At 37.6% G+C, this 14,826-nt stretch carries 17 protein-coding genes and 1 pseudogene; 8 read left to right on the forward strand and 10 right to left on the reverse strand.

Annotated elements, in window-relative coordinates; translation table 11 throughout:
• Nucleotides 1-10 precede the first annotated feature (10 nt).
• On the reverse strand, nt 11-1,000 hold the full coding sequence (locus tag AC6CHV_RS22440; RefSeq protein ID WP_498079717.1) for a substrate-binding domain-containing protein: 990 nt from the start codon (nt 998-1,000) through the stop codon (nt 11-13).
• A 375-nt stretch (nt 1,001-1,375) separates the two neighbouring features.
• Between AC6CHV_RS22440 and AC6CHV_RS22445 the strand changes: the two genes are divergently transcribed.
• The 5 genes from AC6CHV_RS22445 to larC2 all read left to right on the forward strand — a co-directional run bounded on the left by AC6CHV_RS22445 (nt 1,376) and on the right by larC2 (nt 6,569).
• Entirely contained in the window at nt 1,376-2,404 is a 1,029-nt protein-coding gene (locus tag AC6CHV_RS22445; protein WP_498079718.1) for a TRAP transporter substrate-binding protein DctP, read from the forward strand.
• Nucleotides 2,405-2,672: 268 nt separating this feature from the next.
• On the forward strand, nt 2,673-3,170 hold the full coding sequence (locus tag AC6CHV_RS22450) for a TRAP transporter small permease (protein ID WP_341332704.1): 498 nt from the start codon (nt 2,673-2,675) through the stop codon (nt 3,168-3,170).
• Nucleotides 3,171-3,177: 7 nt separating this feature from the next.
• On the forward strand, nt 3,178-4,458 hold the full coding sequence (locus tag AC6CHV_RS22455) for a TRAP transporter large permease (protein WP_341332703.1): 1,281 nt from the start codon (nt 3,178-3,180) through the stop codon (nt 4,456-4,458).
• A 140-nt stretch (nt 4,459-4,598) separates the two neighbouring features.
• Nucleotides 4,599-5,999 (forward strand): glucuronate isomerase, encoded by a 1,401-nt coding sequence (uxaC, locus tag AC6CHV_RS22460; protein ID WP_341332702.1) that lies wholly within the window; start codon nt 4,599-4,601, stop codon nt 5,997-5,999.
• Between the two features lie 96 nt (nt 6,000-6,095).
• Complete coding sequence (gene larC2, locus AC6CHV_RS22465) at nt 6,096-6,569, forward strand: nickel pincer cofactor biosynthesis protein LarC2 (protein ID WP_341332701.1); 474 nt, start codon at nt 6,096-6,098, stop codon at nt 6,567-6,569.
• Between the two features lie 165 nt (nt 6,570-6,734).
• Here larC2 and AC6CHV_RS22470 read toward each other — a convergent pair whose 3' ends face one another.
• The 6 genes and pseudogenes from AC6CHV_RS22470 to AC6CHV_RS22495 all read right to left on the reverse strand — a co-directional run bounded on the left by AC6CHV_RS22470 (nt 6,735) and on the right by AC6CHV_RS22495 (nt 10,432).
• Nucleotides 6,735-7,205, reverse strand: coding sequence for a peptidoglycan-binding domain-containing protein (locus AC6CHV_RS22470; RefSeq protein ID WP_341333579.1), 471 nt, complete (start codon nt 7,203-7,205; stop codon nt 6,735-6,737).
• A 66-nt stretch (nt 7,206-7,271) separates the two neighbouring features.
• Nucleotides 7,272-7,784: pseudogene (locus AC6CHV_RS22475) on the reverse strand (peptidoglycan recognition protein family protein); the annotation flags it as partial.
• 158 nt (nt 7,785-7,942) lie between these two features.
• Complete coding sequence (locus tag AC6CHV_RS22480) at nt 7,943-8,131, reverse strand: YfhD family protein (RefSeq protein WP_099352817.1); 189 nt, start codon at nt 8,129-8,131, stop codon at nt 7,943-7,945.
• A gap of 288 nt (nt 8,132-8,419) precedes the next feature.
• Nucleotides 8,420-8,551 (reverse strand): YfhE family protein, encoded by a 132-nt coding sequence (locus tag AC6CHV_RS22485; protein ID WP_099352896.1) that lies wholly within the window; start codon nt 8,549-8,551, stop codon nt 8,420-8,422.
• A gap of 87 nt (nt 8,552-8,638) precedes the next feature.
• Entirely contained in the window at nt 8,639-9,196 is a 558-nt protein-coding gene (locus AC6CHV_RS22490; protein ID WP_341332700.1) for a GNAT family N-acetyltransferase, read from the reverse strand.
• 327 nt (nt 9,197-9,523) lie between these two features.
• A complete protein-coding gene (locus AC6CHV_RS22495) occupies nt 9,524-10,432 on the reverse strand; it encodes a TIGR01777 family oxidoreductase (protein WP_498079735.1) in 909 nt (302 codons plus the stop codon).
• 98 nt (nt 10,433-10,530) lie between these two features.
• Between AC6CHV_RS22495 and recX the strand changes: the two genes are divergently transcribed.
• The gene (recX, locus tag AC6CHV_RS22500; protein WP_341332699.1) at nt 10,531-11,346 is read left to right on the forward strand and encodes a recombination regulator RecX; all 816 of its coding nucleotides are present in this window, start codon (nt 10,531-10,533) and stop codon (nt 11,344-11,346) included.
• A gap of 1 nt (nt 11,347) precedes the next feature.
• Nucleotides 11,348-11,665 (forward strand): DUF1811 family protein, encoded by a 318-nt coding sequence (locus AC6CHV_RS22505; RefSeq protein ID WP_498079719.1) that lies wholly within the window; start codon nt 11,348-11,350, stop codon nt 11,663-11,665.
• Nucleotides 11,666-11,820: 155 nt separating this feature from the next.
• On the opposite strand, the gene AC6CHV_RS22510 is transcribed toward AC6CHV_RS22505, so the two are convergent.
• The 3 genes from AC6CHV_RS22510 to AC6CHV_RS22520 form a co-directional block, all read right to left on the reverse strand.
• Complete coding sequence (locus AC6CHV_RS22510) at nt 11,821-11,973, reverse strand: YpzG family protein (protein ID WP_099352812.1); 153 nt, start codon at nt 11,971-11,973, stop codon at nt 11,821-11,823.
• An 80-nt stretch (nt 11,974-12,053) separates the two neighbouring features.
• Nucleotides 12,054-12,212 carry a small, acid-soluble spore protein K gene (locus AC6CHV_RS22515; RefSeq protein ID WP_010677476.1) on the reverse strand — a complete coding sequence of 53 codons (159 nt, stop codon included), beginning with the start codon at nt 12,210-12,212 and terminating at the stop codon, nt 12,054-12,056.
• Nucleotides 12,213-12,402: 190 nt separating this feature from the next.
• Entirely contained in the window at nt 12,403-13,386 is a 984-nt protein-coding gene (locus AC6CHV_RS22520) for a metal-dependent hydrolase (protein ID WP_341332697.1), read from the reverse strand.
• Nucleotides 13,387-13,712: 326 nt separating this feature from the next.
• Between AC6CHV_RS22520 and mutY the strand changes: the two genes are divergently transcribed.
• The gene (mutY, locus tag AC6CHV_RS22525; protein WP_498079720.1) at nt 13,713-14,792 is read left to right on the forward strand and encodes an A/G-specific adenine glycosylase; all 1,080 of its coding nucleotides are present in this window, start codon (nt 13,713-13,715) and stop codon (nt 14,790-14,792) included.
• Nucleotides 14,793-14,826 lie beyond the last annotated feature (34 nt).

Consider the following 14,826-nt stretch of genomic DNA (forward strand, 5'->3'; position numbering starts at 1 on the left):
CCTAGCCATCTCATAGTAGTATTCCAGCCTGAGCACACGAGACCCGTTCATTTATTTTCGGGTTTAATTGTTTAAGAATAGGTGTTGTATCCTTCGTTTTTATTTGAGTTATTAGAGTTTCAACCATATTACAAGCAATTTCATCCACGGGGACCCCGATACTCGTTAATGGAATTTCCAGATTTCCCATTTGTGAGATATTATCGTAACTCATAACGGAAATATCCTTTGGGATAATTAAGTTCGCCTCACGAAGTGCGCGAACAATTCCTGCGCTAATATCATAACTTGAACCAATAATTGCAGTAGGTCTATTAGGAGAGTTCAACAAACGCTTAGTTGCTAAATATCCATCATACCAATTAAGTCCTGCCGTGTTTACTAAATTTTCATTTGTAATCGGGAGATTTAGGCTATTCATTGCTTTTTTTATGCCGTAGTATTTTTCTAATTGTCGATCATCGATAGGTGAGAAATCGCCAAGATAAGCGATGTTTCTATGCCCAAGATTATATAAATATTCAACAGACATTTTCATAGCCCTTTGATAGCTGACATCAATCACAGTATGTTTTTTGTTTCTTCCAACACCGTAAGTCACTATTGGAATTGAAACCGTATCTAAAATACTATGGTTATGTTCATCAAACACAAGAACCCCATCTACTTGATACCGTTTGAACAACTCAAGCGAATCCTCAATACAATCAATTGATAATATCATAGAATAGGAGTTTGATTTAATTTCCTCATTGATTCTAGTAACCAATGTAGACGGAGCAATCCGTTCTAGAGTCGGCCAAATCAATCCAATTACTTTTGTTTGTTTAGAAACAAGGCTTTGTGCAGCAAAATTAGGTTTATATCCTAACTCCTTGGCAATTTTCATAATCTTTGTCTTTGTATCCGGTTTAACTAGTGGGCTATCGTTCAACGCTTTTGAAACAGTAGAGTAACTAACACCAGCTACCCGTGCAATATCCTTAATCGTAATATTCATAGAAGTCACCTATAGATTATTTTTTTATTTTAATATGTTGTGTCATGTAAAATTCATTTAACAACGTTATTATTTTTTTAATAAATTTATAGCTTATTTATCTAATATTTTCACAGGTTTCCACTATATTGTCAACGTTTACAAAACTGTATATTTAGAATTCGACAAAAAAAGACTTGAAAACTACAATAATTTAATTTATGATGTAGTAGAAATAACAACGTTGTTATTTTGCTGAAGTCTATAACACAAATGAAAGCGATTGCCAGTTGCTTTCGATTTTTTTTCATAACATATGAAAGCGTTTCATATGGGAAGTTAAGTATTATAGACTTTGAAACCAAAAATAAAACACACCAGAGGGGGAAGCTTTTTATGAAGAAAAAAGGCTTAGCAGTTCTATCTATGTCCTTTATGCTTGCAGGCTTATTAGCAGCTTGTGGCGGAGGAGATGATTCAGCTACTAAAACTAGTGGCGGTGGAGATGGCGATGCAAAAGATCCTATCGTTTTAAAATTAGCAGACAACCAACCTGAGGATTATCCAACAGTTGTAGGGGATAAAGAGTTTGCGAAATTAGTAGAAGAGAAAACTGATGGACAAGTTAAAGTTGAAGTGTACGCGGGTGGTCAGCTTGGAGACGAGAAGAGCGTTATCGAGCAAGTTCAATTAGGTACAATCGACTTTGCACGTGTTAATGCAAGTCCACTTGCTGAATTCTCTAAAGATTTAGGTGTTCTTTCAATGCCTTACCTATTTAGAGATGCAGACCATATGTGGAGTGTATTAAATGGTGAAATCGGTGAGGATTTATTAGCTGGTATGGAAGAAGCGAATATGAGAGGTCTAGTATTCTATGATTCTGGTAGCCGTAACTTCTATAACTCAAAACACCCAGTTGAAAAGCCAGAAGATTTAAAGGGTCTTAAGATTCGTGTTCAACAATCTGCTCTAGTAGTAGACATGGTAGAATCACTTGGTGCATCTGCAACTCCAATGGCGTACGAAGAGGTATATTCTGGTCTTCAAACAGGTGTTATCGATGGTGCTGAAAACAACTATCCAAGTTACTATTCAGTAAATCACTATGAAGTTGCAAAATACTTTACTTTAGATGCTCACTCACGCGTTCCTGAAATTTTAATGATTTCTTCTAAGGTATGGAATGATTTAAGTGAAGAACATCAAAAAGCAATCAAAGAAGCTGCAATGGAATCACAAGAAGCTCAAAAAACTGCTTGGGCAGATCTAGAAAATGAAGCAAAAGAAAAAGTAGAAGCTGCAGGTAATGAAGTAGTTGAAATTACAGATACTACTCCATGGCGTGAAGCTGTACAACCTGTTTATGACAAACATGGTGGCGCATACAAAGAAAATATTGAAAAAATCGAAGCGGTAGAATAATTATCTATCAAGCTTTTGGTGGCAAATTCTCCCTTAAGATGATGGTCTTGAGGGAGGGGTGCCCCTCATATAGTTTAGTATGACTTCATGTGTTGAAAGCAAAGAATATAAATTTTCTAACACGGAAAATGATGTGTTTGGGTTAGTTAAAAAGGTAATGAAAAGCTTCGTTAGTTTTTTAACGAATACAGAAAGTATTATGCAACTACTGCTTTGCTTTCATCTGAGGCTCGACAATCATCGGGTTTGCTTTAAGGAGGCTAGTTAAATGGAACGGTTTAAAAAAATCAAAAGTATGTTTGATAACGGGATTGACAATATAAATGTTATTTTCATAGCATTAATGACCGTTATTGTTGCTGCAACAGTTTTTACAAGATATTTTTTCAGCTATACTCCCCGTTGGTCCTCGGAGGTGTCAATGCTACTACTAGTGTGGGTAAGTTTCATCGGAATCGCTGTTGGTTTCAGAGATAAACTCCATATTGGTGTAGGTGCATTAGTTGCGTTATTTCCAAAAAAGGTCCAAACATTATGTGATATTATCGCAAAAATTTTAGTAATTATTGTTGCCATTATATTTATTGTTTACGGAATTAGGTTTACAACATTGATGGGCGAATCCACAATGGCAGGAACTGGGTTACCGCAAAGTGTTTTATACGCAGCAATCCCTGTTTCAGGAATTTTAATGCTAATTTACGGCATCGAGCTATTGTTTAAAAAGGGTATGCACCAAGAATGGGATGAACAGATAGAGGAGTGAGTTATAAATGGAAGTATTAGTATTATTAGGAAGCTTTGTTCTTCTACTACTTATACGCGTTCCTGTTGCACTAAGTTTAATAGTGTCATCATTTTTAACAGGAATTTATATGGATATAGATTTAGCAGCATTAGTACAACGTATGGTAGGCGGACTTAATTCATTCTCACTCCTTGCGATTCCTTTCTTTATTTTAGCAGGAGAAATAATGAATGAAGGCGGTATTTCTAGACGCTTAATTAACTTAGCTAACGTTATGATTGGTAAGGTTCGTGGTGGACTAGCCATGGTTAACGTATTGGCAAGTACATTCTTCGGCGGAATTTCAGGGTCTGCAGTTGCAGACGTATCTTCAATCGGATCTGTTTTAATTCCAATGATGAAAAAGGCAAAATATGATTCAGATTATGCTGTAAACGTAACAATTTCCAGTGCAGCACAAGGGGTTATGATCCCACCAAGTCATAACATGATTATTTATTCTACTGCTGCAGGTGGAGTTTCTGTAGGCGCTTTATTTATGGGTGGAATTGTACCAGGTATCTTATTAGGATTAATTCTAATGGTTGTAACATATATTATTGCGGTAAAACGTAACTATCCAAAAGGTGAACCTGTTAAAAGAGAAGAGATTCCAAAAATTATTCGTGAAGGTTTATTAGGTCTTTTAACGGCTGTTATCATCATCGGTGGTATTGTAAGTGGTATCTTCACAGCTACTGAGTCAGCTGCGATTGGTGTAGTATATGCATTTATTATTACATTCTTCGTTTATCGTGATATTCCGCTTTCAAGAATGCGTATTATCTTAGTAAGAACATCTAAAACTTTAGCAATGGTACTATTCTTAATCGCTTCATCATCAGCGTTTGGATGGCTTTTAGCATTATTAAAAGTTCCAGCAATGGTTACAGAGGGACTTCTTGCGTTCTCGCCTAATGACATTGTAACATTATTGCTTATCAACTTAATTTTACTAGTTCTTGGTATGTTTATGGACATGGCTCCACTTATCTTAATTGCGACTCCTATTTTATTACCTGTTGCTACTGCAGCTGGCATGGATCCAGTACAGTTTGGTGTAGTGCTCATTTTAAACCTAGCAATTGGCTTAATTACACCACCAGTAGGAACCTGTCTCTTTGTAGGTTGTGCAATTGGACAAATACCAATAGAGAAAACACTCAAGGGAATGGCACCATTCTATTTAGCGATGATTGTAACCTTACTTTTAGTTACATTCGTTCCACAGTTTTCACTATTCTTACCAGATCTACTAATAGAATAAAAAAATGGGGTGTCTTTTTAGATACCCCTTTGCCGTTGGAACTTTAATATTAAGGTAAAAACGCAAAGGCATTAATTGATTATCTCCCCACTATTGGGTTACTATAAGTAAGTAAAATTTAAAAAAGCAGGTGGACAAAAATGAAAAAATTTATGGATGAAACATTCTTGTTGTCAAATGACACTGCGGTAGCTTTGTACAATAACTTTGCAAAGGACATGCCAATCATTGATTATCACTGCCACTTAAGCCCACAAGAAATTTATGAAAACAAAACTTTCAAAAATATTACTGAAGCATGGCTATATGGCGACCACTATAAGTGGAGAGCAATGAGAGCAAATGGTATTGAAGAAGAGTACGTAACAGGAAATGCTTCTGATTATGATAAATTTGTTGCTTGGGCAAAAACAGTTCCAATGACAATTGGAAACCCATTGTTCAACTGGACTCATTTAGAACTTCAACGTTTCTTTGATGTACATGAAATCTTAAACGAAAAATCTGCTCCTGCTATTTGGGAAAATGTAAATAGCAAGTTAACCGGAGAAGGATTCGGTGCAAGAGACCTTATTAAAAAATCAAATGTAGAAGTCGTTTGTACGACTGACGATCCAACAGACTCATTAGAATATCACAAGCTTATTGCTGAAGATTCAAGCTTTGATGTAAAAGTATTACCAAGCTTCCGACCAGACAAAGGTTTAGAAATCAACCAAGACACTTTTGTTAGTTGGGTGAAAAAACTAAGTGAAGTATCTGGTGTTGGGATTTCAAATTATGATGATTTCTTAACTGCGCTAGAGAACAGAATTGAATTCTTCCATTCACTTGGTGGCCGAGTATCTGACCATGCTATTAACACAATGATGTATGAGCATACAACAAAAGAAGAAGCTGCAGCGTCATTTGAAAAAGCAATCAAAGGTGAAAAAGTTTCAATTGAGGATGAAATTAAGTATAAATCCTACACACTCGTTTTCTTAGGGAAAGAATATGCAAAACGCGACTGGGCGATGCAATTACATATTCATGCGTTACGTAACAACAACACAAGAATGTTTGGAAAATTAGGAGCAGACACTGGTTATGATAGCATCAATGATGGTGAACTAGCACGTCCATTAAACCAATTACTAGATGCACTAGATACAGAAGATGCTCTACCAAAAACCATTCTTTACTCTTTAAATCCAAACGATAACTACATCCTTGGTACAACAATTGGTAACTTCCAAGGCGGAGGAAAACCAGGTAAAATGCAATTCGGAACTGCTTGGTGGTTCAATGATCAAAAAGAAGGAATGCTCGAGCAAATGAAAGCATTAGCGAACCTTGGCTTATTCAGCCGTTTCATCGGTATGCTTACTGACTCTAGAAGCTTCCTATCTTACACTAGACACGAGTATTTCCGTCGTTTAGTGTGTAACTTAATTGGAGAATGGGTTGAAGACGGAGAAGTTCCAAACGACATGGATTTACTAGGAGATGTCGTAAAAGGAATCTGCTACCAAAACGCAAAAGACTACTTTGAGTTTTAAAAAACACGAATGGATAGCTCGCCAATTGGCGGGCTATTTTTATCGCCTAATGTTATACTAGCGATAGTCTATTTTTGCAGGAAAGGGTAGGGAATTATGGAAAAAAAACTTCCTCCAAATCATGAGCATATCGACAGCGAGATGATCAAGCTCGAGGTAAACCTCGATAATATGTCTGGTGAATGGTTAGGCTATGTCATGGATTTATTATTTGATGCTGGAGCAAATGACGTTTATTATACTCCTATTTATATGAAGAAAAACAGACCAGCTGTCCTTCTACAGCTTCTTTGCGCCAAAGGCAAATTAGACAAAATGAAAGCTATTTTGTTTTCGGAAACAACGACGCTTGGATTACGGTATTACCCACTATCCGTTCATCGACTTGAACGAACTTTTACGGAAGTTATCACAAAATGGGGCAAAATTACCGTGAAAGAAGGGGTTTTCGAAGGGGAATCCGTTCAAAAGTCTCCAGAATATGAAGATTGCCGCCGGATTGCAGAAGAAAATGGCATTCCATTGAAAAAAGTATATGAAGAGGTTTGGAAAGAGATCAATCAACGGTAAAATCTCTTGGTTTATGGCTGATGGCAAACTGTTTTATGGCTGTTAATTAGATTTTATGGCTGTTAATTTGTTTTTTTGGCCGTTAGCCTATCGCTTATGGCTAATAGCTCAATTTACGAAAAAATAACGATATCCAACAAATAAAAACCCACTGAAGCCAGTGGGTTACATATCATTTAATTCCATCTGAATATATTTCTTAGTATTTGGTCCATATATCCCATCGTCTTTTAAAGCAGCATACATCGATTGAAATCTTCTAACTGCATCTTCCGTTAATGGACCATAACTGCCATCAATCATTTTAGGATCAAAGTTAATATGCTTTAAAGCACGTTGGATCATACGAACTTCTTCACCTTTGTCACCACGTTTCCAAACTCCATTAGGGAGTGGAAACTCGTCGTCGGTAGAATTGTTCTGTTTAATGACTTCTTCAAGCTTTCTTAATGTGGCTGGCCCAACTAGCCCATCCACAGCTAGCCCATATCGTTTTTGGAAGCGCATGACTGCATTTTCGGTTGCAGGGCCGAAGCTTCCATCAGCACCATATGGAGACATTGAATAACCAGCTTTAATTAAGTCTTCTTGAATTTCCTTTACGAATGGACCTGTATTTCCTCTTCGAATTGGCAACCGCGTTGATACTCCTGCAACGACAGGCTTCGGATTGCTAGTAGGTACACCCTTAAAATCACGATTAAATGACTCTTGTACATCATGGATAAATTCTTCCCAAGAAACGCCATGTGGGCGCAATGCATTTTGTGGATCTGATCTTCTAGAAGGGTCTAATGTGCTATGTGCCACAATATGTTTTTTCGGATCTAAATTAAATTTGTCACACAAATAAGCATGGTACCACACATATCGATTATATGCCTCTTGGAAATTAATTTTCCCTCCATGGCAAAGCTCTACACCAATTGCTGCGTCATTTGCATTATCACCAAAACGCTGATTGTCAGCCGTAATATTGTAACGAACATGCCATGCTTTTTCGTTGAGGGGGATTATTTCTAAAACGTATTTATCATCAATGAAAGTGTGGGCAGAAGCACTTGGCTGTGAACGGTCAAAATAATTTCGATTTCCATAAGCAGTAGACCCAGGATTCCCTGTGTCATGACTAACGATAAATCGCACCTTTGAAATCTTTTGCCCGGATCGTGAATTTCCCAAACGAATATAATCTCTTGTAATTGAATACTCCATTTCATTCACCTCCATGAATTGTGAGTATTGGCAATCGATTTATTTTATGCGCTACGAGTTTGTACTGTGCTAAAAATATGTATAAGAGGGAAAAGGGGGACTGTATTTAGCAAAAAAAAAAACCGAAGGACGTTTTCCTTCGGTTATGGACACATTACCTATTTCTTTTTTCGTTTTTTCGCTCTCGCATCTGCTGCATTTGAGCGTGCTTGCGCTTCTAAATCGTCTTGGTCAGCAAGTTCACGTGAGAACTCGACATCACGACCATCTGATTTCATGTTTTGTGGAACTTGTGGTAAGTTCCCTTTGTTTTTATCTCGTGATTTTTGTCCTCTTGATCTGCCCATTCTCAACACCATCCTAGATAATAGTGGAGAGGTTACAAACGCAACCTGCTCAATTATAGGATGACCTTGAAAACTTACTTCATAAGTGGAAGATACTGAACATTATTCAACTTAAGGTTTCCGTATAAAAACAATGTCTGTATATATGAAGGCTAAAAGAACTAGATAAAATTAGCCTGCCTGAATAATGTTCGCCTCCGGCGGATGCCACAGATTTTTCGATGGAAGATTTTCGAGCAAGTTTGAAAAAAATCTGTGATCAGATACGCCAAGGCGTATTTGATTATGTTAATGTCTAGCCTGCTTTTTGGTATACCCACCGGCTTGGTCAGCCATTTTAAAATCCCTAGAATATGAAACCTCTTGCATGCTGCTTAAAGTGCTTTTTGACTTATTGTCCCGCTTTTTTTCTTTTGCCATCAAAGATTCCTCGCTTTCTAAGTAATATAGTATTAGTTTATCCATTCCAAAAAAATCCAAACAAAAAACCCGTTGAAAATAACGGGTTTAAGCTTCTCTTAAATGTTCTTCTTCAGTACTCTGTCCTACACGTAAGGTATGCAATGTATATAAATCTTTGGAAACCTCAAAAAGGTTAAAAATATCACCATCAGCATTGATCTGGTCAAGTAATGACTTTCTCGTTTCATTGGCGAATGACACAAAAGGTAGCTTTTGAACAGCTTTTGTTGAGCGATGGTTTACTTTCTTAACTCTCATAAAGATTGTTTCAATACCAAGCTCAAAAAAGAGTTCTGCAAAAAATGCATCCTTTGCTGCTTGATTGTAGCCTTTTCCATGGAATGGTTTGCCAAGCCAAGTACCAAGGAAACCTGCATTGTCTTCAATGTCATATAAATTAATCGTTCCGATCGGAGAGCCCCACTCGTCTAAAATAGTACGTGAAATCAATTCACCACGCTCTTCTGCTTCAATCGTTTGCTTTGTTACAAATAAAAACTCTTCATAGGAATAAGCCTTTTGACGCACAAATGGGAAGACATCTGGGTGCACCAGTAATTCATAAAGCGCGAGACAATCCTGAAGTTCACGTTTTTTTAGCATCAGTTTCCCCTCCAGATGAGGACAGACCAGACCTGTGGCAGGATCCACCCTCGAAATTTTTTGTATTGATAAAAAATTTCGGGGTGGGAATCGAACCCACTAGAACCAGTGAAACTGGTGGCGCACCATTTGCCTTCCCTAAAGTTAGCCAACTTGAATTAGCCAATTTTAAGTTTGTATTTTATTGTTGTGTAATACTTTTTTTACTTCACTCTAGGTATCATACTCGAAACTTTTGTAAAAATAAATAGGTTTTTTGTGAAAATTTTGTATCAAATTTTTGGTAATTTCGACGGTTTTGTAAAGACCTTGCTGAATCATGTCGAATCAACCTTTTAAAATTTGACTCAATGCCTGTTCTACTGTTTTAAAAGTAAAAGAGAACCCATGCTCTTCAAGTTTTTTTGGTAACACTTTTTGTCCCTTTAATACCAAGATGCTCATCTCACCGAGTAAAACCTCTAAGACAAACCCGGGTACTGGAAGCCAATGTGGTCGATGTATAACAGCTCCGATGGTTTGACCAAAGTGTTTCATTTGCATGGGTTGTGGTGCAGTGAAATTAACTGATCCGTGGACGGATGTATTGTGTAAAAGAAAATCAATTCCTTTTACAACATCATCAATATGAATCCATGATAACCACTGTTTTCCAGAGCCGATCGTGCCTCCGATGAATAAATGATAAGGTAAAACCATTCGTGTAAGAGCACCACCGTCCTCACCAAGAACAACGCCAAACCGTAAGAAACAAGTTCGGACACCTAGGTCAGTTGCTTTCTTTGCTTCGTCTTCCCAAGCAATAACAGTCTTTGCTAGAAAATCACTGCCATCTTGCGTAGAATCTTCTGTAAAAGTGTCGGTCTCTGAAGTCCCATAAATTCCAATTGCACTTGCATTCAACAAGACTTCCGGCTTTTTAGGCAAGGAAGAGAGTATACGAAGAACTTCCTTTGTTGCCGTTATCCGACTTTCTGTTATTCTTTTTTTACGAATCTCTGTCCATCTACCACTATTCAACGATTCACCAGCGAGATTAATCATAGCATCTAGACCTTGTAGTTGGTTTTCTGGGGAACTTGTTGCTGTTAGCCATTCAACATAATGAAGGTTAGGGTGGTGACTTGTATAGGTAGTATTTCTCGTTAAAATATATACTTCATGATTTTGATCCAAAAGAAAATCGGTAAGCTTTTTTCCGACAAAGCCAGTTCCACCAGCAATCGCAATCTTCATTAGTTTCTTCCTTTCCATGCCTTTTCCTACATAATTCAATAAGTTTTCCATTTATCCTCTAAATTTCTGTGCTACTATAAAGGGGAGGTGTAATTGATATGGCCATTATAGCGAAAATCACAACTCAAAAGAAAAATACAGAGCGATTTAATATTTTTCTTGATCACGGGAAGGGCGAAGAATATGCTTTTAGTGTTGATCAGGATATTCTTATTTCTTTTCAGCTAAAAAAAGGGATGGAGCTTGATGAGTTAGACATTTCGGAAATACAGTTTGAGGATGAAGTGAAAAAAGCCTTTAATTTGGCATTGAATTTTTTATCCTATAGAATGCGTTCGACGAAGGAAGTCATTGATTACCTTAAGAAAAAAGAAGTCGATGAACCAATTATTCCAGACGTGATTCATAAACTTGCTGAATATAAATACATTAATGATGAGGAATTTGCGAGAGCGTATGTCCAAACACAAATTAATACAACCACAAAGGGCCCTGAGGTAATTAAACAAGAACTATTTGAAAAAGGAATTGAACAGGACATTTTATTGAAAAGTCTTGCCCTTTTTACGATGGACGAGCAAGTCGAAAAAGCCATAAAGTTAATTTCAAAAACGATCCCAAAAAACAATAAAGCTTCAGAGCGTCAAACAAAACAAAAAATCGAGCAAACCCTTCAAAGAAAAGGTTATTCGTGGGACGTCATTCAAATCGCCATGGAAGAAGCGTCGATTGAGAAGGACACAGATGAAGAGTGGGGAGCCCTCGAGCATCATGGAATGAAGGCTCATAGAAAATTTGATAAATTAGATGGATGGGAATACGAACAAAAAATGAAACAAGCCCTTTTTCGCAAAGGCTTTGACTTAGATATGATTGAAAAATTCATCACTCACATAAAGGATGGAGAGAACTAACATGCAAGAAAAACGATACAGCAAAATGACAGAATTTGAATTAAGGCAGGAAATTGCTGGCTTAAAGGAACAAGCCCGAAAAGCAGAACAGCTTGGCATTGTAAATGAACTTGCTGTGCTCGAACGAAAAGCTTCTATGGCAAAAGCATATCTCCTTAATCCAGCGGATTACAAACCTGGAGAAACATATGAAATAGATGGCGACCCTGGCAGTTATTTTAAAATCGACTACATCAACGGTGTGTTTGCTTGGGGACATCGAATGAGCCAAGAGGGCAAGGAAGAAGCATTACCGATTTCATTGCTTATTAAAGAATAATAAAAACCAGAGAGAAACGATCTCTCTGGTTTTTATTATTGTCTAGCTGCATCGCCTAGCCCCTCGAGGTCACAAGCCATTCCATCAAGAAGGTTAAAGAACAAGCCGGCCCGTCTTGTGCTTGTCGGGGCTGACAAGCCGCTTCACTTTTCTAATTATGATTGTTTTCTTGTTTGATGCTCCAATATAATGAGATTTTGTGTCCGTCTTGTTTCACCATTTACCTGTGCCCATGCATGTTTTGGATTTGCCCATGCTTGTTGGAAAGGATTGTTGTATTCATTTCGTTTATAGCCTTTTTTACCCATTATACGCACCTCCAAGTTATACTCGAATCGATTTAGGCCAACATGATGTGGCGTTCTTAGTCTTTGGTCTGATCCCTAAGTTAAAAATCGTGTCGCTCACTTGAAGCCTTCATTCGTTCTTGTGGATGTGTGTTAATGGAACCATCTGCTCTTGTTGAAGCGTATTCTGCCTTTGCTCTAGGCTCACCCTGAAACTTATTACGATTCTGGTTTGGGAATCCTCGTTTTTTGTTCCGCATGCGAATACCTCCTATAGAAGCAAAATTGGATATCGTGCAAAAAGGGAGTTCTCTCCTTTAAACACGTATTACTAGTATGGAGTTCTTGACCTCTTATGATGTAAAATGGAGAACGTGAATTAATGGTAATCCTTATCAAGTAATTGGAAGTAAATAAGCCCCATAACAACATTGTTATGGGGGGAATGGTTTAACTCGGGATGAGCTCTAGTTTTTTACGGAGTTTTTCTTCGCTGAAAATCCAGCCAGTATAGGATGTTATAATATTTAAATCAAGATCCAGCTGTACAACCGCAACAAATGGATAATGTCCCTTGCTTCGATATCTTAAGTCAATAAAGCGAACTTCATAATAATCATCATACTCATCAACTTCCCATCGATAAACGGGTGAGAAGTGGAGGAATGCAGCAAGGTTCTTGTCCTTTATTGCAGCATTTATAACAGGTGTATCAGGAATTGGGCGTTTAACAAATTGATCATGTAAAATAAGTTCGTTGTTTACAGAGCGAGCAACATAAAAATATTTCTCTGTTATGACGGCAATATGCCATTGACTGAAACGATAGGTTGGAGAAATAATAACCTCTGTGATTTTTTCATCGATTTTGGCACGAACGGCTGCTTCAACCTTATTTCGCATTCGAAATCGAATGATATAATAAACCAGAAGGATTGCATATACGGAAAAGAATGTTACTCCTGGGTGCAGCCCAAACTTCCACACGATAATACCTACTAAATGCATGAGGAAGATAAAGGGGTCAAATGTATTAATAACACCTAATGCTACCCACTTGTGAGAAAAAGGCCGTAACGCTTGCGTTCCATATGCATTAAAAATATCGACAAATACATGGAGAATGACACCAATAAAGGTCCACATCCATAAAGATAATAGATTCGCTTCTGGGTAAAAGAATAAAAGGGCTCCAGTAATCAATATCGGCCAAAGTAAAACCGCCGGTATGGAATGTGTAATTCCTCTGTGATTTTTTATATAATGAGCATTGTTTCGTAATTTAAGTATCGTATCAAGGTCTGGTGCTTGCGAACCAATTAACGTTCCTAGGATCACGGCATGAGTAGTAGCGGGGTTAACCGTAACATGTGGGTCAAGTGTGGCAATGCCACCTAAAGCAAAACCCATAACGATATGTGTTCCTGTATCCAAAATGGGACCTCCTTTTTCGAACTTGTCTAGCTGCATCGCCTAGCCCCTCGAGGTCACAATTCGATTCGGCAAGAAGGTTAAAAAGCAACCTTCTAGCCGAATCGTCTTGTGCTTGTCAGAGCTGAACAAGGCGCTTGTGCTTTTAGTTGTTCCTAAGTTTAATGTAACCAACAATCTCAATTTAAAAAGATGTTTGAAAAAAATTGAATGGAACACTAATTTTTTGGGGTTTTAAGATAGGATTTCATGAAGAAGGACAAGCTTTTTCTTCATGTAGGTAAATTATTTTAATTTTATCACCTTGGGAGAGGGAATGGTATGGACAAATGAAACTTTTAAAAAGTTTTTCGATAAATGAATTTCAAAATGATTTAATTGATTGGTTTGAAAAAGAACAAAGAGACCTTCCTTGGAGGCAGGATCAAGATCCTTATAAAGTATGGGTTTCGGAAATTATGCTCCAACAAACAAGAGTCGATACAGTGATTCCGTATTTTGAGAATTTCGTTTCTAAGTTTCCGACAATCGAAGATCTTGCTGAGGCAGATGAAGAGAAAGTACTTAAAGCATGGGAAGGCCTAGGGTATTATTCACGTGTTCGAAACCTTCATGCTGCTGTTAAGGAAGTTGCGCAAGAATATGATGGTAAGGTTCCAAATACAGTTGAAGAAATTTCGAGTCTAAAAGGTGTAGGCCCATATACTACTGGGGCAATCCTTAGTATTGCTTATGGAATACCTGAGCCTGCAGTGGATGGAAATGTGATGCGAGTACTTTCAAGAATTTTATCAGTATGGGATGACATTGCTAAGCCCAAAACGCGCAAATTGTTTGAAGATATTGTCAGAGAAATTATCTCAAAAGATAATCCATCTGCTTTTAATCAAGCTTTAATGGAATTAGGTGCACTGATTTGCGTTCCAGGAAATCCTGCATGCCTATTATGTCCCGTTCAAGAACATTGTAGAGCTTTTGCAGAGGGTGTTCAAAAAGAACTACCAGTAAAGAGTAAGAAAAAGGCACCAACGGCTGTATCTATGGCGGCAGTTGTCCTTCAAAACGAGGATGGCAAACTTTTAATCCATAAACGACCTGAAAAAGGACTTTTAGCAAATCTGTGGGAATTTCCAAACAATGAAACCATTCTAGATGTCCAGGCACCAAAAGAACAGCTCGGTGATTTCTTGACTAACGAGTATCAAGTAAATGCAAAAATTGGCCAAGCATTCACGACAATTCAGCATGTGTTTTCTCATTTGATTTGGAACATAACTGTGTTTGAAGGGAAAATAGAGGGTACTATAAAGGAAACCGACAACTTGAAGCTGGTTAGCCTAAAGGAAATGGAACAATACACCTTCCCAGTTTCCCATCAAAAAATATTAAAAAGCTACCTCACTAAATAAATGGGTCAAGGGGACAGGTCCCTTGACCCACTTT

Source organism: Ferdinandcohnia sp. GQ5, assembly GCF_059759275.1.